21 protein-coding genes are annotated in these 26,811 nt (G+C 69.1%); 6 read left to right on the top strand and 15 right to left on the bottom strand.

Annotated elements, in window-relative coordinates; translation table 11 throughout:
* Positions 1-55: 55 nt before the first annotated feature.
* Entirely contained in the window at positions 56-826 is a 771-nt protein-coding gene (locus OIE13_RS35655; protein WP_326644692.1) for a succinate dehydrogenase cytochrome b subunit, read from the bottom strand.
* A 198-nt stretch (positions 827-1,024) separates the two neighbouring features.
* On the opposite strand from OIE13_RS35655, the gene OIE13_RS35650 reads away from it, so the two are divergent.
* The 4 genes from OIE13_RS35650 (at position 1,025) to OIE13_RS35635 (ending at position 5,747) form a co-directional block, all read left to right on the top strand.
* Entirely contained in the window at positions 1,025-1,957 is a 933-nt protein-coding gene (locus OIE13_RS35650) for a LysR family transcriptional regulator (RefSeq protein ID WP_326644694.1), read from the top strand.
* Positions 1,958-2,295: 338 nt separating this feature from the next.
* Positions 2,296-3,081: a hypothetical protein gene (locus OIE13_RS35645; protein ID WP_326644696.1), complete on the top strand. Its 786-nt coding sequence runs from the start codon at positions 2,296-2,298 to the stop codon at positions 3,079-3,081.
* 9 nt (positions 3,082-3,090) lie between these two features.
* Positions 3,091-4,983: a fumarate reductase/succinate dehydrogenase flavoprotein subunit gene (locus tag OIE13_RS35640; protein WP_326644698.1), complete on the top strand. Its 1,893-nt coding sequence runs from the start codon at positions 3,091-3,093 to the stop codon at positions 4,981-4,983.
* Positions 4,984-4,985: 2 nt separating this feature from the next.
* Positions 4,986-5,747 (top strand): succinate dehydrogenase/fumarate reductase iron-sulfur subunit, encoded by a 762-nt coding sequence (locus tag OIE13_RS35635; protein WP_326644700.1) that lies wholly within the window; start codon positions 4,986-4,988, stop codon positions 5,745-5,747.
* A gap of 289 nt (positions 5,748-6,036) precedes the next feature.
* Here the strand turns inward: OIE13_RS35635 and OIE13_RS35630 are convergent, their stop codons facing one another.
* The 12 genes from OIE13_RS35630 to OIE13_RS35575 form a co-directional block, all read right to left on the bottom strand.
* Positions 6,037-7,632: a hypothetical protein gene (locus tag OIE13_RS35630; protein ID WP_326829344.1), complete on the bottom strand. Its 1,596-nt coding sequence runs from the start codon at positions 7,630-7,632 to the stop codon at positions 6,037-6,039.
* A gap of 117 nt (positions 7,633-7,749) precedes the next feature.
* Positions 7,750-10,209: a hypothetical protein gene (locus tag OIE13_RS35625; protein ID WP_326829343.1), complete on the bottom strand. Its 2,460-nt coding sequence runs from the start codon at positions 10,207-10,209 to the stop codon at positions 7,750-7,752.
* A 77-nt stretch (positions 10,210-10,286) separates the two neighbouring features.
* Positions 10,287-10,700, bottom strand: coding sequence for a (deoxy)nucleoside triphosphate pyrophosphohydrolase (locus OIE13_RS35620; RefSeq protein ID WP_326644706.1), 414 nt, complete (start codon positions 10,698-10,700; stop codon positions 10,287-10,289).
* A 14-nt stretch (positions 10,701-10,714) separates the two neighbouring features.
* A complete protein-coding gene (locus tag OIE13_RS35615; protein WP_326644708.1) occupies positions 10,715-11,812 on the bottom strand; it encodes a C40 family peptidase in 1,098 nt (365 codons plus the stop codon).
* A 13-nt stretch (positions 11,813-11,825) separates the two neighbouring features.
* Positions 11,826-12,494 (bottom strand): hypothetical protein, encoded by a 669-nt coding sequence (locus OIE13_RS35610; RefSeq protein ID WP_326829342.1) that lies wholly within the window; start codon positions 12,492-12,494, stop codon positions 11,826-11,828.
* Between the two features lie 2 nt (positions 12,495-12,496).
* Positions 12,497-14,887, bottom strand: a complete 2,391-nt coding sequence (locus OIE13_RS35605) for a type IV secretion system protein (protein ID WP_326829341.1) — start codon at positions 14,885-14,887, stop codon at positions 12,497-12,499.
* Positions 14,884-17,376, bottom strand: coding sequence for an ATP-binding protein (locus tag OIE13_RS35600; protein ID WP_326644715.1), 2,493 nt, complete (start codon positions 17,374-17,376; stop codon positions 14,884-14,886). The genes OIE13_RS35605 and OIE13_RS35600 overlap by 4 nt, the downstream gene beginning before the upstream one ends.
* A 106-nt stretch (positions 17,377-17,482) precedes the next feature.
* Complete coding sequence (locus OIE13_RS35595) at positions 17,483-19,984, bottom strand: TcpE family conjugal transfer membrane protein (RefSeq protein WP_326829340.1); 2,502 nt, start codon at positions 19,982-19,984, stop codon at positions 17,483-17,485.
* Positions 19,985-20,031: 47 nt separating this feature from the next.
* Positions 20,032-20,307: a hypothetical protein gene (locus tag OIE13_RS35590; protein ID WP_037970213.1), complete on the bottom strand. Its 276-nt coding sequence runs from the start codon at positions 20,305-20,307 to the stop codon at positions 20,032-20,034.
* A gap of 151 nt (positions 20,308-20,458) precedes the next feature.
* Entirely contained in the window at positions 20,459-21,490 is a 1,032-nt protein-coding gene (locus tag OIE13_RS35585) for a conjugal transfer protein (protein WP_326644719.1), read from the bottom strand.
* A gap of 1,407 nt (positions 21,491-22,897) precedes the next feature.
* Positions 22,898-23,458, bottom strand: coding sequence for a hypothetical protein (locus tag OIE13_RS35580; protein WP_326829339.1), 561 nt, complete (start codon positions 23,456-23,458; stop codon positions 22,898-22,900).
* Positions 23,459-23,602: 144 nt separating this feature from the next.
* On the bottom strand, positions 23,603-23,854 hold the full coding sequence (locus OIE13_RS35575) for a winged helix-turn-helix domain-containing protein (RefSeq protein ID WP_326644723.1): 252 nt from the start codon (positions 23,852-23,854) through the stop codon (positions 23,603-23,605).
* A 388-nt stretch (positions 23,855-24,242) separates the two neighbouring features.
* On the opposite strand from OIE13_RS35575, the gene OIE13_RS35570 reads away from it, so the two are divergent.
* Positions 24,243-24,695, top strand: coding sequence for a hypothetical protein (locus OIE13_RS35570; RefSeq protein ID WP_326644727.1), 453 nt, complete (start codon positions 24,243-24,245; stop codon positions 24,693-24,695).
* Between the two features lie 376 nt (positions 24,696-25,071).
* On the opposite strand, the gene OIE13_RS35565 is transcribed toward OIE13_RS35570, so the two are convergent.
* Complete coding sequence (locus OIE13_RS35565; protein WP_326829338.1) at positions 25,072-25,896, bottom strand: IS3 family transposase; 825 nt, start codon at positions 25,894-25,896, stop codon at positions 25,072-25,074.
* Positions 25,897-25,943: 47 nt separating this feature from the next.
* Complete coding sequence (locus OIE13_RS35560; protein ID WP_326637890.1) at positions 25,944-26,231, bottom strand: transposase; 288 nt, start codon at positions 26,229-26,231, stop codon at positions 25,944-25,946.
* A gap of 43 nt (positions 26,232-26,274) precedes the next feature.
* Between OIE13_RS35560 and OIE13_RS35555 the strand changes: the two genes are divergently transcribed.
* Positions 26,275-26,487, top strand: coding sequence for a hypothetical protein (locus OIE13_RS35555; RefSeq protein WP_326829337.1), 213 nt, complete (start codon positions 26,275-26,277; stop codon positions 26,485-26,487).
* The last annotated feature ends 324 nt before the right edge of the window (positions 26,488-26,811 follow it).

Genomic DNA, 26,811 nt, shown 5'->3' with positions numbered 1-26,811 from the left:
GTGGTCCTCACTCCTTGTTCGCCGTTCGGGTGACCCGCCGGGTTCGCGCTCATACTCACTTGATCACTCCGATCGCGACCGCCACCGGGACCGCGAGGAAGCCGATGACCAGCAGCGCCGACAGACCCGCGGCGACGGCCTTCAGCGGGCGGTAGTTGCGGCTGCCCGCCAGGCCGAGCGTCTGGAAGGCGCTCCACAGGCCGTGGCGCAGGTGCAGGCCGACCATGACGAGGGCGAGCACGTAGAACAGGGTGACCCACCAGCGCGACGGCGCGAAGCCCTCGACCAGGCGGTCGTAGGGGGTGGCGCCGCCACCGGCCGGGTTGACCGCGCCGAAGGTCAGGTCCAGCAGGTGGTAGATCACGAACAGCACGATGACGATGCCGCCGTATCGCATGGTGTGGACCGCGTAGCCGTTCGCCCTGGACTTGCGCTTGGCCGCGTACTTCACCGGGCGGGCCTTGCTCGCCCGCCGGGCCAGGGAGATCGCCGACCACATGTGCAGGGCGACCGCGACGACCAGCACGACCTCGACGACGGTCAGCAGGGCCCGGTACGGGAGGATCGGCTCGCCCATGGTCCGTAGGAAGGCCGCGTAGGCGTTGAAGGACTCGGCACCGGCGAAGCTCTTGAGGTTCCCGGCCATGTGGCCGATGAGGAAGAGCACCATCACGGCGCCCGTGATGGCCATCACGGCCTTCTTGCCGTTGGAGGAGCCCAGGAAGCCGCCTTTTCGCCCGGGCTTCGCGGTCTTCGCGGTCTTCGCGGTATCCGCGGGGGGGTTCACAGACGCGGTGGCGGATCCGCGCTCAATCGTGGCAGTCACACATGTGACGCTAGGTAGGGGGGTTTATCCAAGTCCAAGTCATCGTGGATGTGGTTTCCATAGCCTGCGGCTATCACCTCTGCGTCCCTGTCGCTTCCGGCGTCGCGCCTCCCGGCGCGATGCGAGCAATCTCACATTGTCCCCCCCACCACCACCCGCCCCGAATCCGCGGTCGAGGAGTCCGTACGCTAGGGAACCGTGCAGCTCCAGCAACTCGCCTATTTCGTGGCGGTCGCCGAGGCTCGGCACTTCACCCAGGCCGCTGAGCGGATGCGCGTAGCCCAGCCCTCGCTGAGCAAGCAGATCAAGAGCCTGGAGGCCGAGCTGGGCGCACCGCTGTTCAGCCGTGCCCGGGGGAACGTCACGCTCACCCCCGCGGGCGAGGCGCTGCTGCCATTGGCCCGCCGCATGCTGGCCGACGCCGAGACCGCCAGGAGCGAGGTCGGCGAGCTGGCCGGGCTGCGCCGTGGACGGGTCCGGCTGGGCGCCACGCCCTCGCTCTGCGCGGGGCTGCTCGCCGACGCGCTGGCCAGGTTCCACCACACCTACCCCGGCATCGAACTGTTCGTGGAGGAGGGTGGCTCCCGCGACCTGGTCCGCACCCTCGCCCGAGGCCAGCTCGACCTGGCACTGATCATCCTGCCGCTGCACAGCGACGACCCCGCCCTCCTCACCGAGGAGATCCTGCGGGAGAACCTCGTCGTCGCCTCCCCCTCGACCACTCGCGCCCGCAAGCCGTACGTGCGCATCGAAGAGCTGCGCCGGCAGCCGATGGTGATGTTCAGACGCGGATACGACCTGCGGGAGGCCACGCTCAGCGCCTGCCGGCAGGCCGGGTTCGAGCCCAGGTTCGCGGTGGAGGGCGGCGAGATGGACGCCGTGCTGCGTTTTGTGGAAGCCGGGCTGGGGGTCGCGCTGGTCCCCTCGATGGTCCTGGACGGCCGTCCGGGACTGGCCGGAACGCCCCTGGCGCCTCCCGGGCTGCGCCGTACCATCGCCATCGCGCACCGCAAGGACGTCGAGCCCACCCGCGCGGCCCAGGCCTTCCGCGCGACCCTGCTCCTCTTCCTCGCCGAGGCCGCCCGCGAGGGCAGCCTCCCTCAAGGAGTGGACCTGATCACCCAGGATTGATTCCCGACCCCCATGATCGTCCACTCCAAGACGTCCCCGTGATCGTCCACTCCAAGACGTCCCCGTGATCGTCCACCTCCTGAGACGTCCCCGTGATCGTCCACCTCCTGAGACGGCGCAGGCAGGGCGCCTCTTCAGTCAACGTGACAGGAATCACACCTGGTCAGTGAAATTGTGAGTGACCTCTCTCACACAACCCCCGGGCTCCGTCGTAACGTATCCCCCACCAACATGCGCGCGCACGTGTGAGCCGGCGCGACCATGGCCCGGCGCGCGGCACAACTGAAACGACCCGGACCCCAAGGCGAGCGGGGTTCGCGGGAGGTGGAGAGGTCTCGATGACCCAGACAACGGCCGAGAACCCGGCCAGAAGGCAACGTGCGCAGATCAAGGAGCGCACCCTGCGAACCGACCCGTGGTGGCGCTATCCACTGGTCACATTCATCATCTTCACGGCATTCCTCGTCTACGCCACGTGGGCGATCTTCGACGCGAGCTACTTCGTGTCCCCATATCACGCGCCGTTCGCGTCGCCCTGTCTCGCGACGAGCTGCCCTGAGGAGGCACGGCTGTTCGGCCTCGCCCCGTTCGGCGACTGGTACGCCCTGCCGCCGGGACTGCTGATCCTCGGTCTTCCCGCGGGGTTCCGCTTCACCTGCTACTACTACCGCAAGGCCTACTACCGGGGGTTCTGGCTCTCGCCCCCGGCGTGCGGAGTGTCCGAGCCGCACAAGAAGTACACTGGCGAGTCTCGCTTCCCGCTGATTCTTCAGAACATTCACCGCTACTTCTTCTACGCGGCGATCGTCATCGGCATCATCCTGGCGTACGACGCGGTGAAGGCGCTGATCGCCAAGCCGACCGGCCTGGGCACGTGGATCCTGATCGTGAACGCGATCCTCATCAACCTGTACACGCTGTCGTGCCACTCCTGCCGGCACATCACGGCCGGGCGCCTGAACCACTTCTCCAAGCACCCGGTCCGCTACCGGGCGTGGGGCATCGTGTCAAAGCTCAACGCCAAGCACCAGGAGCTCGCACTGATCTCCATGTTCAGCGTCATGGGCGCCGACATCTACGTTCGCCTGGTCGCCAAGAACCTCATTCCCTTCCCGTTCGCATAAGGATCACCTGTGGAAATCGAGCGTCACGAATACGACGTCGTCGTCATCGGCGCCGGCGGAGCGGGGCTGCGGGCGGCCATCGAGGCCCGCCAGCAGGGGAAGCGGACGGCCATCGTCTGCAAGTCCCTGTTCGGCAAGGCGCACACGGTCATGGCCGAGGGCGGCGCCGCCGCGGCCATGGGCAACGTCAACAGCGACGACAACTGGATGGTGCACTTCCGCGACACCATGCGCGGCGGCAAGTTCCTCAACAACTGGAGGATGGCCGAACTGCACGCCAAGGAGGCACCCGACCGGGTCTGGGAGCTGGAGGCATGGGGCGCGCTGTTCGACCGCACCAAGGACGGCAAGATCAGCCAGCGTAACTTCGGCGGGCACGAGTACCCGCGGCTGGCCCATGTCGGCGACCGCACGGGCCTGGAGTTGATCCGCACCCTGCAGCAGCGGGTGGTCGCGCTCCAGCAGGAGGACGAGAAGCTCCACGGCGACGCCGAGGCGTACATCAAGGTCTTCCAGGAATGCACGGTGACCCGCCTGCTCAAGGACGGGGACGCCATCTCCGGCGCCTTCGGCTACTGGCGGGAGAACGGCAGGCTCATCCTGTTCGACGCGCCCGCGATCGTGCTGGCCACCGGCGGCATCGGCAAGTCGTACGTGGTCACGTCCAACTCCTGGGAGTACACCGGCGACGGCCACGCGCTGGCCCTGCTGGCCGGGGCGAAGCTGATCAACATGGAGTTCATCCAGTTCCATCCCACCGGGATGGTCTGGCCGCCCTCGGTCCGGGGCATCCTCGTCACCGAGTCCGTCCGCGGCGACGGCGGGGTGCTGACGAACTCCGAGGGCAAGCGCTTCATGTTCGACTACATACCGGACGTGTTCAAGGACAAGTACGCCACCTCGGAGGAGGAGGGCGACCGCTGGTACGCCGACCAGGCAAACAACCGCCGCCCTCCGGAGCTGCTCCCCCGCGACGAGGTGGCGCGGGCCATCAACTCCGAGGTGAAGGCAGGCCGTGGATCGCCCCAGGGCGGCGTCTACCTCGACGTCTCCACCCGCCTCCCGGCCGCCGAGATCATCAAGCGGCTGCCGTCGATGCACCACCAGTTCAAGGAGCTGGCCGACGTCGACATCACCAAGGAGGCCATGCAGGTCGGCCCGACCTGCCACTACATCATGGGTGGCGTCGAGGTCGACGCCGACACCGGCGCGGCGGCCGTGCCCGGCCTGTTCGCCGCCGGTGAGGTCTCCGGCGGCATGCACGGCTCCAACCGGCTGGGCGGCAACTCGCTGTCGGACCTGCTGGTGTTCGGCCGCCGCGCGGGCCTGGGAGCGGCCTCGTACGTGAACGGCCTGGTGGCCCGGCCGAAGATCTCCGAGGAGTCCGTGGCCGAGGCGGGCGCGGAGGCGCTGGCCCCGCTGGAGCGCTCGGGTGAGAACCCTTACGAGGTCCACCACGAGCTGCAGCGGACGATGAACGAGCTGGTCGGCATCATCCGCAAGTCCGAGGAGGTCTCCGAGGCACTGGAGGCGGTGAAGAAGCTCAAGGAGCGCGTCCAGAACGTCGGCGCGGCCGGCAGCCGGATCTACAACCCGGGCTGGCACCTCGCCCTCGACCTGCGCAACATGCTCCTGGTCTCGGAGTGCGTGGCGAAGGCCGCTCTGCTGCGGGAGGAGAGCCGAGGCGGCCACACGCGTGACGACTTCCCGGGCATGTCCGCCGAGTGGCGGACCAGGATCCTGAGTTGCGGCCTCACCCCGGACGGCTCCGGCATCACGGTCGAGGAGCAGGTCCAGACCGCGATGCGGGACGACCTCATCACGCTGTTCGACCGCGACGAGCTGAAGAAGTACATCACCGAGGAAGAGCTGGCCGCCTTTGACGCGCTGGCCAAGGAGTAACCATGAGTTACAAGGCGAAGTTCCGCGTCTGGCGGGGCGAGGGCGGCGAGGGCAAGCTTGAGGACTTCACCGTCGAGGTGAACGAGGGCGAGGTCGTCCTCGACATCATCCACAGGCTCCAGGCGACCCAGGCCCCCGACCTCGCCGTCCGCTGGAACTGCAAGGCCGGCAAGTGCGGCTCGTGCTCCATGGAGATCAACGGTAGGCCGAAGCTCGGCTGCATGACCCGGATGTCCACCTTCACCGAGGAGGAGACGATCACCGTGACGCCCATGCGGACGTTCCCGGTGATCAAGGACCTGGTCACCGACGTGTCGTACAACTACCAGAAGGCCAGGGAGATCCCGTCCTTCACTCCTCCGGCCGACGTGGAGCCGGGCGAATACCGCATGCAGCAGATCGACGTCGAGCGGTCCCAGGAGTTCCGCAAGTGCATCGAGTGCTTCATGTGCAACAACGTCTGTCACGTCATCCGTGACCACGAGGAGAACAAGCCCGACTTCGCCGGTCCGCGCTTTCTGATGCGGATCGCCGAGCTGGACATGCATCCGTACGATGTGGCCGACCGCAAGGACTCCGCCCAGGAGGAGCACGGTCTGGGCTACTGCAACATCACCAAGTGCTGCACCGAGGTCTGCCCCGAGCACATCAAGATCACTGACAACGCGCTGATTCCCATGAAGGAGCGTGTCATCGACCGGAAGTACGATCCGCTGGTCTGGCTGGGCAACAAGATCTTCAAGCGTTCCAGCTCGAAGAGCTGACCCCCTTCACAGCGGCGCCGCCCACGGGCTCTCCCCGGGCGGCGCCGTCGTGTTTCCCCGGGCGCCGGGCGGCCCCCTTCATCCTCACAGTCTCAAACCCGCGGCCTTCACCGGCCTCCCAGCCCGGCGACATGATCGCGAGGATCCTTTCAGAGGCTCGGGAGCGTCTCCACCGGCCATCGGGCCGGTAGAGGTCGGTGGAGCGGAGGTCAGCTGGAGCGGAGGTCAACTGGAGCGGAGGTCAACTGGAGCGGAGGTCAACTGGAGCGGAGGTCAACTGGAGCGGCAGTCAGCTGGAGCGGCGGAAGAGACCGCGCTTCTTCTTGCCGACCTCCTGACCGGGGAGCGGGTAGACCGCCGTCGAGGCCGGCTCCGTGGGAGGCTGCTCGCCCGCATCCGGCCGGCTACCGGGGCCACCGTAAGCGCCGGGACCACCGGGACCACCGGGACCACCGTAAGCCCCGGAACCACCGTGAGCCCCAGGACCACCCGAACCACCGTAAGCCCCGGAACCACCGGGACCGATCAGAGTCGCCGGATCGCCACCGAGGCCGTCGGGACCGCCGGGAACCCCGCCGAAGGGACCCCCGTGAGCTCCCGAACCGCCTCGGCCGGGCTCCTTCGGGAACGGCGCCCCGGAAAACTCGGCATTCCCCTGCGGGAAACGTCCTTCACGAGGCTCGGGGCCGAGGGCTCCGGGGTTCTCCTGCCAGCCCGGCTGCGTACGATCGCCCGACCCACCCTGCTCGGGGGCGTCCTGACCGGGGCCGCCCTGCCCCGGAGCGTTTTGCCCCGGAGCACCCTGCGACTCGGGCCCGAAGGGCTGGAAGTCGCCCTGGGGGTGGTCCGACCGGCTCCGGTCACCCTGCGGTCCCTGGCCGAAGGGCGGAGTGTCGTGGAACGCCGCCGGGCCGCCCTGGTCCACCGGGCCGTAGGGCGCCTGTCCCTGGGGGGCCTGCTGGCCGTACGGGTCACCGTGGCCGGTGACCTGCTGCTCGTAGCCGGGCGCGGGCATGTACGCCGTCGTCTGCTCGTAGCCGTAGGGGTACTGCCCGGGGACGTAGCCCTCGGGGTAGACCGGAGAGTACATCTGCATGGGCACGAGGCTGATGATCGGCGCGTAGGCCGTACCGCTCTGGTAGGGGCCGGGGACGAAACCGGGTCCGGCGGCGTAGCCGGGACCCCCGTGGTAGGCCAGCGGGTCCATCGAGTCGACGCGGGGGGCCATCCCCCGGGGACCGGCCCGGCGGATGGCCGCGGCGTGGGCCAGGCGGCGCAACCTGCCCTCGAAGATCAGGACGGCGAACAGCACCAGCAGCACCAGGATCAGCGCCGGGATACCGAGTTGGCGGCTCAGCGTGGCCCCGTCGAACTCGGAGCCCGCGTTGCGGATCTCGGCCACGGAGGAGTTGGAGGCGCCCTCGTCGATGGTGCCGGTCTCTCCCGGTGAGGGCCCGGCGGAGGGAAGCGTGGCCGACGGGGTGCTCACCGGGAACTGGACCTCCGACTCCTCGGAGGCCGGAGGGGTGGCCTCGGTCTCCGGCGGAGCGATCGGGGCCGTGCTCTCCTGGGCCGGCGGAGCGGTCGTCTCCGGCGGGGGCGGCGGAGCCGTGGTCTTCGGAGGCTTCGTCGTCGGTGGGACGGTCACCGTGGTGGTCACGGTCTGCTGCGGAACCGGGGTCTCCGAGGTGCCGCCCCCGGGATCCTCGGTGACCGTGACCGTGACGACCGGCGTGGGTTCCTCGCAGGGCCCCGCCGGATCGACGTCACATCCTGGGATCGACGACGGGTCGACGACCATCGTCCTGACCGTCGCGCCGGCCGCGGAGGAACCGGTCAGCGGCGCCACGGCGAGCAGGAAGGCACCGCTGATCCCCAAAGACATCACAACGGCGGAGACAGCTGCCCCGAGCCGTGCTCGCGTCACCGATGCCCTCCGCGCAGTCAACCATGAACACGTCAAAGAAATACTAGTTGGGCAAAAGTAACAGTAAACCGCCTTTTACAAAACGTGTCGCGAACGACGGCGGCGCTGGATTCTCCTCTGCAGCCAGAGGAGACCGAGTAGTGCCCCCACCCCTGCTCCCACCGCCGGTAGGCCTCGTACCTCTGTCAGCAGCGGGCTTGACTCGGCGACCGGCTGGACCTGAGTGTTCGGACCGTCGAGATCCTGCGGGAGGGGTGCCCCCTGCGGGCGTGGGTCCTGCGGCACGGGAACCTGCGCGGCGGCGGGGAAGGATCCCGCCGACGGCAACTGGAACTGGAGGCCGTTCCCGAGACCGGGCAGCTGACCCGCCCCCGCCATCCCCATGGAGGTCGGCGGCACCTGCGGCACCTGACCGCCCGGCACCTGCCCCATGGGCGGCGGCACCTGCGGCACCTGACCGCCCGGCACCTGCCCCATGGGCGGCGGCACCTGCGGCGGCACCATGGGCGCCTGACCGCCCGGCAGCTGCCCCACAGGCACCTGTTGTCCCGCCCCCGGGAAACCGGTCCCCGGGTAGCCGGGACCGACAGGCCCGCCCGCCGGGCGGCCCGCTCCCCGCTGCGGCCCGCCAGGCCCACCGGGCATTCCCTGCGGGCCTGCTCCCGGATAGCCCGGAAGCATCGGCTGCCCCATTCCCCGTGGCCGCGCGCCGAGCTGACCGGGCTGGGCGAGCCGACCGGGCACACCCTGACCAGGCTGAACGAGCCGACCGGGCACGCCCTGCCCGGGCTGGACGAGTTGTCCGGCCGGCCACTGAGCGGCTCCCGGATAGCCCGGCCCCATGGGCACCACCATCGGGCGGCGTGCTCCGGACTTGCCGATCACCTGCTGGCCGCCTCCCGGATAGCCGGGTCCCATGGGCCCGAGCGTCGACCTGCCCGCTCCCTGGCGGCGCGCGCCGGACCGGCAGGCCGCCCGCTGCTTCCCGGACACCTTCCGTCCGGCTGCCCCGCGTCCCGTGTGAGAACCCATGACCGGACGGTTCCTGCCGTTCTGCCCCTGAAGAACATGCTCCCCAGGTATTCTCGCCGGCTTCGGTACGGCGGCGGCCGGGTCATGGCCGGACACACCGCCACTCGTCTCCGGCACGACGTCCGGGACGGCAGCGTCGGCGGAAGGCCGCGTTCCCGGCACAACGCCCGAGGCGGCAGCACCGGCGGGAGACCGCGTTCCCGGCACAACGCCCGGGACGGCAGCGTCGGCGGAAGGCCGCGTTCCCGGCACAACGCCCGGGACGGCAGCGTCGGCGGAAGGCCGCGTTCCCGGCACAACGCCCGAGGCGGCAGCGTCGGCGGAAGGCCGCGTTCCCGGCACAACGCCCGAGGCGGCAGCGTCGGCGGGAAGCCTCGTTCCCGGCCGAACCGGGACAGCGGGAGCCACCGGGGCCGAGGGCACGGCCGCGCTCCCGTCCACGCCCGCACCCGCGCTCGCACCGGAGCCGCCACCCGTACCGGCGCCCGTACCCGTGCCTGCCACGACCGACCTCGGCGCCTCCGGGACGGACGACCTTTCCAGCACATCAAAAAGGAACGCCAGCGTGCGCTGCTCGACCTTCTCCACCTTCGAGGCGCCGGGGGCGACCTTCGGAACCCAGCCCCTCTCCCCGATCGTCCGGGGGGCGTCGAGAACCAGGTCGGCGGCACCGAGCGTCTCCACTCCCGGGTGCGGATCCGCGGGCAGGGACAGCGGAGCATCAGCCAGGTAGATCCTGGAAGGGCCGGACACTCCCGGCACTCCCGGCACTCCCGGAGCACCCGGAGCACCGGAGGCGCCGTGTGACGTCCCGGTGTTCACACCGGAGACGGGCCCGGACAGGGCGGAGCCGGGTAGAGCCGGTCCGACCTCCCTCTCTGCGCGGGCGAGCTCCGGCGTCTCCGGGCTCTCGACGGCGCCCAGGACCTGCCGCGTCACCACATCCGGGCTTCCGACCGCGCCCCGGAACTGCCGCGTCACCACGTCCGGGCTCTCGACCGCGCCCCGCACCTGCCGCGTCACCACATCCGAGCCCCTGAGCGTGCCCTGCCCCTGCTGCACCGTCTCGCCACCGGGTCCGCGCATCCGGGCCATGGCGGTCAGTGTGACGTCCCGCGGGCGCTCCGGCACGGCGAGCAGCACGTCGACGAGCCCGCCTTCGGCGGGCAGGTCACCGACCGCGCAGACCGCCGTCCCCTTGGGGAGCGGTGTCGCGGGCCTGGTCGCCGCCGGGCACTCGATGCTCCTGAGGGCATCGGCGGGGGTCGTCACAACCGCCAGCCGCGCGCCGGCGCCCGGCCCTCGCAGGCGGATGCGGAAACGGATCGCCTCGTCGGCGTGGCTCCACCGCGACCACGTACCGGGGTCGGCGGCGGCCAGATCGAGGGGCAGCTCGGCCGGCTCGGCCATCTGGGCGGCGTACACCCCTGAGGCCCCGCCGAGGATGAGCACCCCCGCCCCGACTGCCGAAACGATCCGAGTACCACGCCACCATACGGTCACCGCATATCTCCGTTCCCCGGGTACGGACACGCAACATCGCCACGTCCAGTAGCAGTTATGTCACGGTGCGGAGTCGATCAATCCTTATTGAACCGACCTTGCCCATCGTTGAGGCGACCTTGTACCGCCCGCACGATTGGAAGGTCCGCGGGAAGCCACGCCACGTCGTAGAACTCGTCCACCTTCAGCCAGCGCAGCTCCAGGTGCTCCCTGGCCTCCGGCCTGCCCTCGGCGATCACCGCGAGCCAGATCCGCAGCACGTAGCCGCCGGCGAGCGCCCAGTCGCCGCCGACCCGCTCGCCCACCTCGATCAGTACGCCAAGCTCCTCCTGGCACTCCCTGACCAGCGCCGTGTGCTCGTCCTCACCGGGATCGACCTTGCCTCCCGGCAGTTCCCAGCCACCGGCCAGCTCGGGAGGGTCGGCGCGCTGGGCGGCGAGCAGCCTGCCCTGGCCGTCAATGATCGCGGCGCCCACAACGACCTTTTCCATGGCATCCGATTCTGTCAGCCTTGCTCCCTCAACTTGAGTTGCGCGAGTACCTGGGGGTGTTGCAGCGGGCGGGTGTATCCCATGATGTTGGTGCGTTCCCGGTAGGTGGTGACCTTGATCGGCCCGCACAGCCGGCATCTCGCCTCGATCATCTTGCCCGGTGACACCACCATGCCCACATGCCCCGGACGGTTCGGGCCGGTGCCGGGACCGGCGTTGAAGAAGACGAGATCACCCGCCTGCTCCTGCCCCGCGGAGATCTTCACGCCGAACGGCCACTGGACGAACGTGGTCCGCGGGATGCTCAGGCCGACGCTCCGGTAGGCCATGTAGATGATCCCCGAGCAGTCGTAGCCGGCGGGCCCCGTGCCGCCCCAGATGTAGGGCTTACCGCGCTGGGCCAGCGCGTACTGGAGGATCCCGGCCACCGTGCCTGTCGGCGCCGCCTCCAGCATGGGTTCGTCGCAGCTGTCGTCCGCCTCGGGCGGGGTGGTGACCTCGCCGTCCTTGGCGTACTTCTTGGCGATCTCCATGACCTGGTCGACGTACCACCAGGCACGGTTGTAGACGAACAGCGAACGCCGTACGTCCTCCGGCGCGCCGTTCCGCTTCAGCATCTTCGCCGCACCTAGGATGGCGTCAGCCGGGTTGTACACGTCGGCCCAGCCGTCTCCGTCGCCGTCGGAGGCATAGCCGTTGAACGTGGACGGAATCTTGATCTTGGCCTTGCCGCCCCAGGTGCTGATGAGGAACTGCATCGGCCCGGCGGCGCCGGCGTAGTTGACGCCGCCGCGCACGCCGGGGAGGGTGGAGCGGCCGTGGTCGGTCTCGCGCTTGCCGACCCCGGCGAGCACGTTCCACTGCACGCCGACCTTCTGCCCGTGCTCGCGATAGAGCTTCAGATACTCCTCGGGGATGTCGGACGTCGCGGTCTCCGACTCGTCACCCACCGTCTGAGCGTTCTCCCCGCAGTCGGGTTGCGCCTGCCCGGTGATGGAGGGGAATGAGGGAAACCCGCTGATCATCATCATCGGCGCCATGACCAGCGTGATCATGCAGAGCGCGGCGACTCCGAGGACCAGCGCGAGGCGGAGGTGTCTGTTGTCCCTCATGGGGTTCCGCCGTTCATCCGGTCGCACCGGTCTCGGAAGGCTGGTCGTCTCCCTCCTGGCCGGAATCCGCCGGCTGGAGGTCGTGGACCCGCCATTCGGCGCCGACCTGGATGAGCGTGACGGCGTACTCCGCGGTCCGCTCGTTCACCCCGCTCTTGGCCGTGACGTTCTGGGTGCCGACGACCACGAACACCACCGAGGCGCTGTCGATCTGCCGGATCCCCTTCACCCTCGCCGCGCCGACCGAGACGATCTCGTCGGCCCTGTTCGCCTCGACGGTGCCCGGCGAGGTGACCGTACGCAGCAGCGCCCCGGAGAACTCCGCCGTGGTGTAACCCCTGAGGCGGTCGCCGTAGACCGCCGGGTCCTCGTCGTAGCTGAACGTGCCGTACTCGGCGGTGAAGCGCTGCGCGTAGTCGGCGGCGGCCGCCAGCTCCTGCTTGGTCATCGGCAGGTAGGCGTAGACGTCGAAGGGCGCGTTGCTGGCCGTCGCCGCCGGGCGCGCCGGCTCCACGGCCGGCTCCTGTCCTGACGCCACGGTACGGGTGACGCTCGCCGGCTCTGTCTGGTCCCCCACCTCGTCATCGCTCTCCGGCCACATGGTCAGGTAGATGCCGACCACGGCGAGCACCACGACCAGCACCGCGAAGACGGCTCCCCGCCGGTTGCCTCCCTCGATCAACGTCAGTCCCTGTCCGGGTTGGACGGGCGGAGCCAGAACGGTGGCGGCTCACCGGCGTCCCCGCCGCGCTCCGCGCGCCTGGTGATCCAGAGTGGGGGCGCCTCGGACGACCTGCCCGAGGCGTCCCGGTTCCGCGAACCACCGGAGGAGTTCCGTGAGCCGCCGAAGATGCTCTCGCCCGACCTCGAACCGCCCGACCCGGAGCCCTTGGACCCCGAAGAGCCACGGGAGGAGCCGCCGTTACGCGCCCCCGAGCCGGAGCCGGAGCCGCCTCGCGAGGAGCCGCCGAAGATGCTCCCACCCGACCGGCCGCCACCCGAGGAACCCGAGGACGGCGCGGAGGGCCTGACCGCCGAGGGGCCGGACGACCTGCCCGCCGAGGACGACCCGTTTCCTGAGGAGGACCTGCCGCCCGAGCCTGAGACCGGGCCGCCCTGCGGCGCCCAGCCGCCGGAAGGGCCGCCGAACCAGCCACCGGAGCCGCGTCCGGAGGAACCTCCGGACCTGGTGGGGGGCGCGCCGCCTCCCGTGCCGGCGCCGGAGAGGTTGAGCGGTGGCGCCGCGCCCGAGCGGGCCGCGGTGACGCGGCCGGCGCCCTTGCGCCGCCCCGCCGCCTGGGCGTCGGTGTCGAGCGGCGCCGGTTGCGCGCCGACCGGGACCCGAGTGCCCGATGGGGTGGCCGGCGTGGCGCCACCGTCCTCACCGCGGCCCCTGCCCTGGGCGACCGCGGCGGCGGCAGCGCCGACGGAGGCTCCGCCGGCCATCGCGGCAGCCTGGAGCATCGGCTCCGCCTTGCGCATGCCCCAGCGGCCCACCCTGGCCGCCGCGACCGGCGGCAGCGCGGACGCGGCCCGCTGCAGGGTCGGCGCGGTGGCCGCGTCGCCGAGCATCCGGGTGGTGAGCGTGTGCCCGTCCATGGAGGCGAACAGGTGCTGGAAGGGGCGCCGGTAGAAGAACACCGCGATCGTCAGGATCGCCATGAACATGACCTGCATGCCCCACGGCATCGCGGTGGAGATGATCAATGCGTAGCCGTACACGAGCACACCCAGGACGAGGGCCAGCACCGCCTGTCTGAGCAACGTGCCGATCAGCATCTCCACCCAGCGCATGGCGATGATCCGCCCGGATCCCGGGTGGACGCCGATCAGCAGGAAGACCGGCGCGAGGATCAGCAGCAGCAGGAACCCGACCTTGAGGACCAGCAGCGATACCGCCACCAGGAAGATCAGCAGTCCCGCGACCACCGCGGCCATGAGGGCACCGATCGCGACCCCCAGCCGGTTCGTCCAGTCCTTGCCCTGGAAAAGGGGGAAGATCGGCGTGTTCTGCAGCTTGTCGGCGACCTCTGTCTCATATCGTGCCTGATGAGATCCCGCTTCGGGCATCTGCTGGGCCTTCAGCTCGGCCGCGTCGATCGTCTGGATCTCCAGCAGTCTGGCACCGAACGTCTTGATGACCGGGGCGTCGGCGTCGGCCGTGCCGAACTGGCCCATCAGCCACGGCTTGCAGACCAGGGTGGACCAGAGCGCGTCGGAGTTCTGGTCGACGCCGGGCACGCCGCTCTGGCCGTACCCGCCGCCCTGGACCTGCGGGTTGGTGTCACCCTTGCTCGGCAGGCAGGAGGTACCGCCCGCGCCGGGCAGCCCGGAGAAGGCCGAGTTGATCACCTCGCCGGTCTTGTCGGTGACGACCTTGCCCAGCCCGGTGAGGTCGCCGGGACGGCTGAAGAACCAGACGGCCACGGTGACCGCGAGGACCATCCAGATGACGCCCTCGGCGGTGGTGGTGGCACGCTTGCGGATCAGCCCGTACCAGGCCAGCCAGATGGCGCCCAGGATCACCAGCGGCCGCAGGTACGGCCAGTACATGGCATCGGCCAGGCGGACCACCATGTCGTCGACGACGTTCTTGATCGACTCCAGCGGGCCCTCGGTGGCCGCCGCCTGGTAGGTGGTGATGGTCAGCCGGTCCAGCGCCTTGGCCCACAGGAAGACCGTGTTGGCCATCGCGTTGCCCATCACCGCCGCGATGTCGTCACAGCCGAGCAGGTGGGTGTGCCAGAACTGGCCGCTCATGCCGTAGGTCGCGTAGTTGCCCTGAGCCACCGGGGCCGCCGCCTGGGCACCCGGCTGCGCGGGGTCGGGAACCGGCGGCTTGATCAGGCCGTCCACACCTCCCGCGACGATGTCAGGGGACAGGTCGGGCGACATGTCGCAGGGAGCCGCGGCGACGGCCGTGGACGTGTCGTCGGGGAACACCAGCGGCAGCGCGAGGAACGCCGCCAGCGCCACCAGCCCGATGGCGATCCGCCGGCCCAGCCTTCCCCTGCGGGAGCCCTTGCGGGCACCTCTTTCGCGAAAAATCCCAAGCCCCTTGCGGGAGCCCATCATGACCGCACCTCCAGCGCCGCAGCCCCCGGCCTACCGACTCTGTCGCCCCCAGGAAGATCATGCACTTTCTCGTCGGGTTTGTCGCGGGTAGGATTCGTATCCAGCCAGCGCAGCAGCTCGTCCGAGATCAGGTCCACCCCGATACGGCCCGCTCGGCCGTCCAGATCCCGGAAGACGCACTCGCCGTTACCGAGCGAGCGCAGCACCGCCTTGTGCTCCTCGGACGCCTCGACGCCGAGGAGCGCCATCACGTGCTCCACCTCGACCCGTTCGGTGGAGCGGAACGCGAACACCGAGGAGAGACAGTTCGTCACCTGCTCGCTCAGCAGGTCACCGGCGTTCTGCGAGACCAGGACCAGCGCCGTGTTGCGGGAGCGGCCCATCCTGCTGACCTCGGGCACCAGCTTGGCGCCCTCGGGAGTGGAGGTGATCGCCCACGCCTCGTCCAGGAAGATCGCCTTGGGGGTCCGCCGGTCCAGGCCGTTCATCAGCCCCCGCGCGAACTGCGCGACGAGGTAGAGCAGCGCCACCGACAGCCGCTGCTCGTAGGAGTAGTCGTCGCGGCCGGTGGAGGCGTCGGGCAGGGTCAGACCGCCCAGGGTGAAGACGGTGGTCCAGCCTTCGGTGTCGATCTGGTCACCGCCCGAGGGGTCGAAGCAGAGCCTGGCCAGATGCATGTCGGACATGGAGCGGAGCACCGCGCCCAGGTTCTTGGAAGCGGCGTCGTCCGTCTGCTCAAGGAAGTCGACCACCTTGCCCAGCGACGGGTCCTCGGCGTTGGAGACCGCGGCGACCGCCTGGATCATCGCCGACTCGCGCTCCTCCGACATGCGCGGCAGCAGCAGGCGCAGGGTCTCGGTGGCCATCGTCTTCTTGGCCGCGAGATCGTCGCCGAAGGAGAACGGGTCGAGCAGGCCCGGCGCCGCGGAACCGAGCGGGATGATCCGCGCCTTCCTGCCCCGCTTCCGCAGCAGCTGCACCAGCGAGTCGGCGTCGCCCTTGGGATCGATGACCGCGACCGTCACCCCGCGCAGCGCCATCTGATAGATCATCAATAGCGCCAGCGTGGTCTTGCCGCCACCCGGCTCGCCGGTGATGGCGATGGCCGTCGGCCGGTTACGCGTCGCCGCCACCAGCGGGTCGAAGTGCACGATGCTGCGCGCCCGGCCCAGGGTCTCCCCGACGTACGGGCCCATCCAGCCCGAGCCGCCCTCGTCCGTCCGGTCGCCCAGGTCGACGGTGGCGGTGGCCATGCCGCCCGCGATGGTGCGCAGCGGCTGCCGCTGCGCGTAGGCGTTGACCCTGACCCGCTCGCCCGGCAGCGTCTCGCAGAACAGCGAGAACTGGTCGCCGGTGGAGTTGACGATGTCGATGCCCATGTCGCGGTAGTGCTCCACGACCGCCTCGACCCGCTGCACACAGATCTCCTCGGTCGGGGCCGACACGATCAGCCGGTGCCAGCCGTACACGAACGGCAGGCGCTCCTTGGTGATGCCGTGCTCCAGCATCCGGGCCGCGTCGATCTGCTCGGCCAGGGCCAGCGGCGCCTCCGCCCCGGCCTCGCGGATGTGGATGTCCATGTCACGGGCATGGGCGAGCTGGCGCGCCACGTCCTTGCTCGCCTTGACCGGCGGGATCAGCCGCATCCTCGAACTGATCTCCACCGGGAAGGGCAGCTGGTCGGCGAAGTGCATCCAGGGTTCGCCGTCGGGAAAGGGCATCAGGTCGGGGAAGCGGGCGAAGGACATGTGCGCCACGTAGGAGTCGCCGTGCGGCTGCTCGATCCGGAGCAGCGCCCTGCCGTTGTGGATCTGCCCCTCGACCAGGGACTCGATCTCCCCCTGCCCCCACCGCCGCTTGGGGCTGGCCGAGGCCGGAGGGTCGCCGAGGGAGCCGGTCGTGGCGTGCTGGAACAGCCAGGCGAGCTCGACGGAGGTGGCGTGCCTGGCGTACAGGGCGCTGGCCGACAGTGCCCTGCCCAGCCGCTCCGCCTGCTCGGACCACTTGGCGATCTCCGCCTTGGGGACGTGGTCGTCCTCGATGCCCAGTGCCTTCTCGCTGCGCTGGTAGAAGCCGAAGAGCTGGGAGAGGACCCCGGCGCCCAGCTGCCTGCCACGCGTGCCGAGCCGCACGCCGAGGTAGACCTCCTTGGTCCAGAAGTCCTTGGCCCAGACGTGCCGGTACATGTCCTCGAGGTAGTCGCGCCAGCCGGGGCCCTCGTCGGAGGTGGCGTTCAGCGCCATCGCCCATTCGGCGGCCGGATAGGTGCGGTGCGCCACCCGCAGGTGCACCTCGGCGTCCGGCATCCGGATGGCGGCCAGCGCGATCGTGATGTTGGTGGCCAGCGCCTCCCGCTCCTCGGGAGTGATGAACTCGTAGCTCACGGTGGGAAGCCTGAAATAGGCCCAGACCGACGACTCGGTCAGCAGGATCCGGTCGTCGAAGTACCGGACGGCGAGGCGGCTGCGCGCTCGGGACGCACGACTCACAGGCCCTCCCCCACCGGTCGTACGGCCCTGCCCGCGCGGCCTCTGGCCCACCCACTCACCCGCACCTCGTCACGCCCGTTCACCACGTCTTCTCGCGCCCGGGGGATCACTGAGCTAGTTCCTCCTCGCTGGGTCGACTCGCCTGCACCGTTCCGAAGCCCGCCACGACGACGCCCGCCAGGGCGAGGTACGCCCGGCGGCCCGGCGCCCTCAGGTGGGACGGTTCCACCCGATCGGCCCTGCCGGGGGCCAGTGCGTCCTCCCAGGGGACCCTGACGATCGCCCGGCACCTGCCCCGCGCGACCGCCTCCGCCTGCTCCACGTCCTCCATGCTGCGGCGGCTCACCCCGTTGACAACCATGACCGCCCGGCGACGGAGGTCGGCGCAGCCGTGCCCGTCGAGCCACTCGTAGGTCATGGCCACCGCGTCAGGCCCGTCCTCGCTGGCCGGGACGACGAGGACAAGCTGATCCGCGTAGGGGAGGACCCGTGCGGCCAGGGCCGCCGCCGGGTCCATGACAATCATCTTGTAGTACCGGTCGAGCGTGTCCATCGTCTGGCCGAGCCGCCGATCGGAGAAGAGCGTGCGGTCGGACAGGCGCTGCTCGGCACCGGCGTCGCTGTCTCCGGCGAGAACCTCAAGCCCCGAGGCGCAGCGACTGGTGTAGGCGCGCATGCCCAGATATCCCTGGACGTTGTCGAGGCCGGCGAGCAGGGAGCTCAGGGTCTCGGGCGACTCGCCCTGGATCCGGCTGGACAGGGCGTGGGAGCCGGCGCCGGCGTCGACCGCGAGAATCCGGTCCTCCCGGTAGCGGGCGAGGGTGTGGCCGAGCATGAGCGCGGTCGTGGTCTGCCCGGCGCCGCCCGTGCATCCCAGCACCACCACCCGGCGGCTGCCGCTGAACACCGCCCTGGCCCGGGCCTCGTCGACCTCCGAGCCGTCCGTACGGCCACCGCCTCCCGGCCCGATCACCACCTGGGCCAGTCGCCGCCAGCCGCCCGAGGAGTCCCGGCCGACCACCGACTCCACCCGGCGTACCCTGGCCGCCTCGCCACCCGAGGAGGTGGGCACCGGCACCACGGGGGCCACCGGATCGGCCTTCGCCGACCCGGAAGGGACCGCGCGGATCGACATGTTGGCCGCCCTGCCGGCGCCTGCCTGGACATCGGCCTCCTCCGGGACGCCTGGGCCCGCCTGCTCCCCGGTGACCCGCTCAGGCGGCCACGCCTTCGAGGTGTCGGCCGACCGCCCGATCGGCGCGGGCTGCCCCCTGCGGTGCCGGCGACGCGCGCTCTCCTCGTCCGGTGAGAGTCCGGCCGCCTCCGCGTCATGGCGCCCGGCCGACGCCGGCCCGACGAACCTGGGCACGAAGGACGGAACGGCCGGGGCAGAGGGCTTCTCCACGGGGTCGGACACGAAGGACGGCCTCTCGGCGGGCCCCTCGGCGGACATCGCCCGGCCCGTGGCGGGTGTCTCCGCCCGGACCGACTCCGGAGCCGAGGGCGAGGGCGTCGGCACGGCCGGGGCCTCGGGGCGCCCCCGAACGGGAGAGCGCGAAGCCGGCACGGAGATCTCCGGAGACGCCTCGGGCTCGGAAGGCGCGTCGGGCTCGGACGCCGCCGCAGGCTCAGAAGGCACCGCAGGCTCAGAAGGCACGGGGGGCTCAGAAGGCACGGGGGGCGCGGGCGGGGCGGCGCGCTGGGCCCCGGCGGAGGCGGCGAGCCTGCGCAGGCGCCGTAGCGCCTCGGTGCTGATCGGAGCGGCCGGAGCGTCGGGCGCGTCGGGCGCATCGGGCGCCGCCGGAGCCTCCTCCCCCCGGGAAACAGGCCCGGTCGCGGCGGGAGCACGGTCCGTCTGAGCCTCGGACCGGCCCAAAGAGCCGCCGGTGAGCGGACCCCGGACCGGCGTGTCCGGCATGGAGGCGGCAAGCTCGGCGGGACCGGACTCCTGGGGCGCGACAGGCAGGGACGCGCGGGGCACCGCGGAAATGACGGGGACGACGGGGACGCCCGCCGGGGACGGCTCGGCCGCCGCGGTCTGGGTGAGAGCCGGGGCGGTGCCCTGACGGAGTGCGCGGGCCTCACCCCAGGCGACGCGCTCGCGGGCGACCGGGGCCGCGGCTGCCGCAGCAGCCGCGGCGGCCACGGCTGGACGTACCTCGCGCGAGCGTGCGGCGGCACGCTTGGACTGGGCGTGGCGGGCCTTGCGCGACGCCCTGACCCGGACCGACGCGGGCCGCGGCGCGGCCCGCCAGATCCGGCCGTTCAACGTGACCTCGGCGGGCTCGGAGATGGGAGCCATCCGGCACCAGGTACGCGGCTCACCCACATAGCGCATCTGCGACTGGAGCAGCTCGGTGAGCCTCTTGCTCTCGATCACCGGCCGGGTGGAGAGCCAGGTGACGACACCGGGCGGCACCAGGTAAAGCACATGCCAGGGGGCCGCGAACGGCAGGCCGAGCAGGTAGAGCAGGAGCGACCACGGGGCCAGCACTCCCACGAATCCACCGATCCAGACGATCGGGAGCGGCGTCGGCAGCCGTAGGTCGTACAGCTTGTAGAGCCGCTTCTCAATCCTCCAGATATTGGTGTACGTGGGCAGATCCACGTGATCCTCCTTTCCGCCTCTCCTTGTTTGACCGTTTGGAGGCGGTCTCAACCCCCCGAGATGCCCAGTGCGCCCGCAATCGCCTTGGCAGTCACCTCGATGATGTTCGGCACGTAGAAGATCACTCCGATGGCGATCGCCAGGATGATGAACTGAACGAATCTGGTGATCTCACGGGTGAAGAGGAAGAAGAGGGCCACCACCGAGACGATGACGAGGAAGAGCGGCGCGAAGAAACTGCGGAGGAAGTCAGCGAGGCCCTCTGTGTTGACGCCTGCCGGAGGGGCTGTGGGCTGAGCGAACTCCATGGCGCTCAGCAGCATGGTCTTGAGAATCACTTCTTGTCCTCCGTACTCACGATCGCGGCCTCCTGGCGGCGACGGGCCCGCGACGCACTCGCGCGCGAACCCGAACCGGCGGCTCGTCGATCAGGGGGGGTCTGCTCACCGTGGACCGGCACCATTCGATCATGTGTTACCTCGCCACAGATCGATATGCACCGCGAATATCCTTGACGAACCACTTGTCGCCTTGCTTGACCACGGTGAGCAGGTAGGCCTGCTCGAGCTTGCCTTCCATCTGGCCGGGATCGGCGGGTTCCGGTTCGGTGGACTGCCTCGCCTTCGACGGCACGCCCCACAGGACCGTCGCGGTCACCTCGCGGGTGGCCCCCCCGGGAAGGGGCACGGCGAGCTCTTTGAGCTGCAGGAAGGTGAACGCGCCGCCGAACCCCTCCAGGGTGATCCCGGCGTCGGCGTAACGCTGCAGCGAGGCGGTGTCGCTCGCCGCGTAGGCCTTGAAGAAGTCCTCCAGCGGGGTGCGCAGCTCCTGCTCCGCGGCGCGGTCACGGTCGGGTGCGGCCTTGGGCGGCAGGCTCGCCGCCTTCGGCGCCGGCAGGATGCCCGGGCGCCCCGCGACGACGAACCTCTTCGTGGACCGGTCGTGGTAGATGGGCACCGACAGGAGCTGGCGGCGGTCGTCCGACTGGTAGAGGACGGTGACGACCGCGTTGTCCGTGTCGACGACCTCGATCCCGTACGGCTGCACCGCGCCGGCGCTCATCCGGCCGAAACCGTCCCAGCCGAACTGCGGCTCCGTGCCTTCGGGCAGGTAGGGGACGAGCCGCGACTTCCTCTCCTCAAGCCGGGCCCCGTCGAAGTTCAGGTAGACCTCGGCGAACTGGGTCGCGAAGGCGGACCCCTGGGCGGCGGGGAATCCGTCCGCGGAGGCGGGCGCCGCGCCCGAGGGGGCGTTCTGCTGGGTGAAGCGCTCAAAGGGTGCGCGGACCCCGTTCACGACGATGACGACTATCAGCGCCCAGAGCACGGCGCGGCCGGTCCACACCAGCCAGCGACCGCCTCCACCGGACCAGCGACCACGCGACGCGCCCCGCCCGCGCGCCGGGGCGCGTCCGAGATCGGGGTCGTCGGGGAAGTCCGGGTATGCCGACAGCTCAGGGTCGCCAGCGATCCGGGGATCACGCTGGACCGTCGACCTTCGAGCCATCACGCCTCCGCTCGCGTCAATCCTCGGCCGCACGGTGTCGTATTGCCGCTGATCCCGTTGACCATGGTGACGCACTTACTCTAGCCGCCCCGCCGATTCTTCCAGGAAAGCCACGCCTATGCTGCAGGCATCGCGATGACTGAGCAAACCGGGTCTGGAGCCCCGACGAGGCCGCCGATGTCATCGATGACCGGCGAAAAGCACATTGCCCCTGGCCAGCGCATGGTGCGATTACTCAAACGCCACGCATTGCTAACTGGACGGCCCTCTGACTGTCGCGACCTGCGCATTTAACCCGAAATACGTCACCCAGTGTCACACCCCCCGGAATGGCCATGCCTACCTGCCTCCAACCAGACAACTCACCACTCTGAGGACGGCGAGCCGGAAAAGCCGCCAGGTACCGGAACTCTCCCACTCGCGGACAGAACCGGTCACCACAGGTCGTCGTCCCACTACGCGACGGGAGGATGATCCGGCCCGCTCCCGTCATGAATGATCATGACCTTCGCCTTCCTGATACGGGCGGAAATACGGGCAAAAATCCTCGCCGACGTCTTGGACGGCCGTTAGCAGCGTGCTCGGCTCCGGAGCATACGAGGCAGCCAATCGCGGCAAGCCGACCGTGCGAGGTGACCGTGCGAGGTGACATGCATCTCGCACGAACTGGAGAAGGCCTCCACTCGACCGGCGAGCGGAGGCCTTCTGGATGATCGGCTCACACCTTTCTTCCCGTGAACCTGCAGGCCCGCACCACAGGCACCATCCACGCGACCATCTCTGCGGGCCGCCCCCTCTGCCCGGCCCGCATCCCCGCGGTGAAAGCAGCCGGGAAGCGTCTGGACTTCGCCACTGGTGCCGACGTCGGCCTGGCCCAGGTCGCGGTGGAGCCCGTACGTGTGGGCACGCGGCCCGGCTCGCCGATGAGTTGCACCCGTTCGGCGTGGCTCCAAGGCAGCTTGGCGTGGGCGGCCGGAACCGTAACGGGCTACCGCGGGGCGACGTGCTGAGGGCGCTGGAGAGGGCCTAGAGCAGCGTTTAGGACCCGCCACGGGGTCTAGATCTAGGCGAGGAGGGTCTAGTTTCCAGACCCTCCACCTAGCTTTCTAGACCCCTCCTGATCTGCGACCTACTGATGATCAAAGGTCGACGTTACGCAGAACGCGCCTGTCACTGCAGGTCAGAGGCATGATCGCGTGTCACGTCGAGCTTTCAGGTTCAGCAGGCGCTTTAGGCAGCCCTGACGGGTGCCGCCACAACCCCTGAAAACTGCCCTGGGGGGCAGGGGGGCGGGTTACCTGCGAGAGCGCTGGGCGGGGCCGGTTGTCGTCGGGCAGGACGTGAACCGGGGTGCCGCAGGCGTCGGTCACGAAGTCCTTCACCGCCCTCGCTACCTTCCACGGCCCCCTAGTCGTTGTCGTTGTCGTCGTTGTCGTTGCCGTCGTCATCGTTGTCGTTGTCGTCGTCGTCGTCGTCGGAGCTGCCGGAGCTGCCGGAGCTGCCGGAGCTGCCGGAGCGGGAGTCGCTGTCGGAGTCACTGTCGGAGTCACTGTCGGACTTGCTGTCGGACTTGCTGTCGGAGCGGGACTTGCTGTCGGAGTCACTGTCGGACTTGCTGTCGGAGCGGGACTTGCTGTCGGAGTCACTGTCGGACTTGCTGTCGGAGCGGGACTTGCTGTCGGAGTCACTGTCGGACTTGCTGTCGGAGCGGGACTTGCTGTCGGAGTCACTGTCGGACTTGCTGTCGGAGCGGGACTTGCTGTCGGAGTCACTGTCGGACTTGCTGTCGGAGTTGGCGTCGCGAGGCTCGTGATCATCGGGGGGCGAGTCGCTGGAGCCCGTGATCCTGTTAACCAGATCGCCAACGAGGTCAGTTGGGAGCGCCGCGTGGGCCGGGCCGGCAGCTACGGGCGCGGCCAGGACGGCGCCGAGGGCAATCAGTGCAGCGGCGATCGTGTTGCGGTTCATCCGCGGTTCTCTCCTTTGAGCAGGGGTGCCCCGCCTGCTGCGGACCACCCCATCCGTTACTATGCGCACTAGCTTGACTACTCAGAGTGAGTAAATTCAAACTTGGGCAGTATCCGGACGTGTCGCCTGATCTGGGGTGCCCGCTTACTTCCCCGGCCAGTTCTCCTTGGTCGCGACGCACGTTCCTCGCTGGGGCAGCGTGATCACGTAACCCTCTTCGCGGAGCAGGGCAACAGCCGCTCGAGCGGTGTCCTGGGCGATGTTGTGGTCCGCGACCATGCTCGACTCGCTCGGGATGGGATCGCGCGGCTTCAACTCACCGGCCTTGATCCGGTCACGGACGACCCGCACCACCTGCTGGTAGATGGGCGACGGGTCGAAACGGTCAATTTCCATGAGTAAGACGCTAGAGACGTATCCCACCTTGCCCATATGGGCGACGTTGCAGACAAGGGCAACGTGTTGTCACACCATGACTACGCTCTCCGAGTCATCCGCGCTCGCCGCGGTCATCGGCCACGCCTTCCCCAGGTGGGCGGTATGGACGTTGAACGGGTGGTGGTACGCGGCCGGTCCTCACCCGAACGGGACAGGCTCGCGCACGCGTAGATGCGTCGCGAAAGTTGTGACGCGCGGCGCTATTCAGCAGGCTTACGGCATCCACGCCTTCGGCCTGCGCTTCCAAGACCGGCGCATCGCCGACCTCGAAGCCCAACTCGCGCCACCGCAGACGCCTGGATAGCTCGTCCCAAGAGGCCTCATGATCGGCAGATAGATTGCCGGGATGTTCGAGAGAGTCAGCGCCGAGGCCTCGGCCCGCCTGAACCGGCTGGCGGCCCAAGTTCGGAACGCACTGGTCACCGCTGGACTACCCGTCCTCGCACCCGAACTCGCTCCGCAGCTCGCCGCTGGAGCCGAGGTCGATGTTGACCCCGGAGACGATGCGGCAGGCGGCGTCTTCGTCAGCTGGCAGGTGAGCCCTCGCCTGAGGGACTGCGCGCTGCGCGAGCTCAAATACATGCGCACCCCGCCTGAAGACGACGCGGAGATCGCGGCGGTGCGCCACCAAGGCGCCATCTCCCGTGCCATGATGCACGCGATGATCGACGTTCTGACATCAGCAGGATTCTCCGCTGCCGACGCCCACGAGGAATACCGGCCATTCGCTCTTCGAGTGCTTTCCGGCCCGCCTGACGGCCAGAGACCGGTCTGGGACATGCGCGAGAGCGAACTCTGAGGCGGAGCCGACACGCCCACGCTGCCGAGCTCCATCGGCCCTCATCGCGGACATGCAGTCTATGAATATCCACAGGTCAGAGCAGGGATCCGAGCTCCCCCGGTCGGTAATATCGACGAGGCCGAGCGCCTCAGTACCCGCGCGATCGAGCAGGTCCGCGACTTCTACGACCGCAGCGCCCTCGTCCTGGTCTTCATCGGCATGCCCTGCATCGGAAAGAGACCGGCCCGCTATCCACAGCTCTACAGTCGCGTCGGCTTCGTCCACCACTACCGCACTCTCGCCGCCGGTGAACTGGCCGCCGTCCTTGCCACCGCATTCGCCCACCTGGGCCTGGATGAGGTTCCCCCCGTACGACAGCCACCGATGGTGGGGATCACGAGGTTGCGTCTGAGGGCTTGTAGAGCTCTTCGAACGCGATTGGACTGTTCATGTCGATGCTGGAATGACGCCTATACGGGTTATACCAGCACTCGATCCATTCAAACATCGCGCTGGCCAACTCGGCTCTTGTTGACCATTTATTAACGTCGAGCAGTTCGAGCTGCATCGTTCCCCAGAACGATTCCATCATGGCATTGTCGCAGCAATCTCCGACGGTTCCCATCGAGCCGAGGAGTTCAGCATCGCGGAGCCGTTTCCCATACGAGAACGATGTGTACTGTGTTCCGTGGTCAGAATGCAGGACCGTCTTCTTGCTGGGCGGGTTACGGCGGGCGACGGCCATGACCATCGCGTCGACGACCAGAGCGCTAGTCTGGCTTATGTCGATAGAATGGCCGATGATGCGACGAGAATAGGCGTCCATGACAGCGGCGCAATACAGTTTCCCTTCGTCAGTGGGGTGCTCGGTGATGTCGCTGACCCACAGCCGGTCCGGCGCTTCCACGGTGAAGGCCCGGCGGACCAGATCCTCCTCGGTGGCGGCGTTGACGAGGTTGCGGCGGCCCTTGCGCCGGTAGATGCCCTGGATGCCGGCCTCGCGCATGAGCCGTTCGACGTGCTTGCGGTTGATCTCCAGGTCCAGGCCGAGCGTCAGCTCCGCGTGGACCCGCGGTGAGCCGTAGCTGTAACGTGACGTCTTATGGATGTCACGGATCAGCTTCAATAGTTCGGTGTTTCTTTGGTCGCGTGGAGACTGCGGCCGGCCAACCCAGTCTTTGTAACCCGATCTGGAAATGTTCAACACCCGGCAGGCCACCGCGACAGGAAAGTCATCATCGGCGAGTTCACGGACCAGCGCGTACCCTATTTTGGGAGCACGTTCTCCCGGGCGAAATACGCAGCAGCCCGCTTGAGGATCTCATTCTCCAGCTCAAGCTGCCGGGTTCGACGCCGCAGATCGGAGAGTTCCTTCTTCTCCGCGCTGGTCAGCTTCGCGCCGCCGTTGTCATCGGTGTCGGCCTGGCGCATCCAACTCCGCAGACAGGAATCGCTGATACCCAGGTCTTTAGCAAGGACAGAGACCGGTTTATCACCCTTACGGGCAAGCTCGACGGCACGCTGACGGAACTCGATCGGGTGAGGTGCAGGCACGAAGCACTTCCTTCCCAGCCGACACAGGGTCAACTCAGGTGAGGTGGCCGTGCTACGGGGGGAAGCTCAGGATGTCCCCGACGTCACCACAACCGATGCCATTGCCGCCATCACCCGCACGACCGCAGGCAACTTCCGGCTCGTCACCCGCCTGCTGAACCAGGGCGAGCGCGTCATGAAGCTCAACGGGCTCGATCGAGTCACCGCTGAAGTCATCGATGCCGCACGGGACGCCCTCGTCGTCGGCACCAACTGACTCTGCCAAATAACGTCACTGAAACCCTGACAGGGACCCCGTCGCGTCCGCTCAGGTGGTGTACGAGTGTTTGAGATCGGTACCTGCGTCGCGCCTGGCTGATCGCCGTTGAAAAGCGCGGCGTCGTCCGTGGGGAAAAACGCAGCGAGGGCGGTGCCCTGGTTCAGGGCCGCTCACCGGTAACGCATCACGCAGGGCCGAAGATCAAAAACGCGGCGAGGGCGGTGGAGTGGTCGGGGGCCGCTCACCGGTAACGCATCACGCAGGGCCGAAGATCAAAAACGCGGCGAGGGCGGTGGAGTGGTCGGGGGCCGCTCACCGGTA

It is taken from the genome of Streptosporangium sp. NBC_01810, assembly GCF_035917355.1.
Taxonomy (GTDB): Bacteria; Actinomycetota; Actinomycetes; order Streptosporangiales; family Streptosporangiaceae; genus Streptosporangium.
Note: the sequence above shows the minus strand (reverse complement) of the source record. Positions and strands in the feature narration are given on the sequence as shown.

Excerpts from the sequence above, each read along its gene's own strand:
- OIE13_RS35590 (WP_037970213.1), bottom strand. The coding sequence starts at position 20,307 with ATGCTGCTGAGCGCCATGGAGTTCGCTCAGCCCACAGCCCCTCCGGCA.
- OIE13_RS35580 (WP_326829339.1), bottom strand. The coding sequence starts at position 23,458 with ATGAACCGCAACACGATCGCCGCTGCACTGATTGCCCTCGGCGCCGTC.
- OIE13_RS35570 (WP_326644727.1), top strand. The coding sequence starts at position 24,243 with ATGTTCGAGAGAGTCAGCGCCGAGGCCTCGGCCCGCCTGAACCGGCTG.
- OIE13_RS35620 (WP_326644706.1), bottom strand. The coding sequence starts at position 10,700 with ATGGAAAAGGTCGTTGTGGGCGCCGCGATCATTGACGGCCAGGGCAGG.
- OIE13_RS35615 (WP_326644708.1), bottom strand. The coding sequence starts at position 11,812 with ATGAGGGACAACAGACACCTCCGCCTCGCGCTGGTCCTCGGAGTCGCC.
- OIE13_RS35575 (WP_326644723.1), bottom strand. The coding sequence starts at position 23,854 with ATGGAAATTGACCGTTTCGACCCGTCGCCCATCTACCAGCAGGTGGTG.
- OIE13_RS35630 (WP_326829344.1), bottom strand. The coding sequence starts at position 7,632 with ATGTCTTTGGGGATCAGCGGTGCCTTCCTGCTCGCCGTGGCGCCGCTG.
- OIE13_RS35585 (WP_326644719.1), bottom strand. The coding sequence starts at position 21,490 with ATGGCTCGAAGGTCGACGGTCCAGCGTGATCCCCGGATCGCTGGCGAC.
- OIE13_RS35605 (WP_326829341.1), bottom strand. The coding sequence starts at position 14,887 with ATGATGGGCTCCCGCAAGGGGCTTGGGATTTTTCGCGAAAGAGGTGCC.
- OIE13_RS35645 (WP_326644696.1), top strand. The coding sequence starts at position 2,296 with ATGACCCAGACAACGGCCGAGAACCCGGCCAGAAGGCAACGTGCGCAG.
- OIE13_RS35635 (WP_326644700.1), top strand. The coding sequence starts at position 4,986 with ATGAGTTACAAGGCGAAGTTCCGCGTCTGGCGGGGCGAGGGCGGCGAG.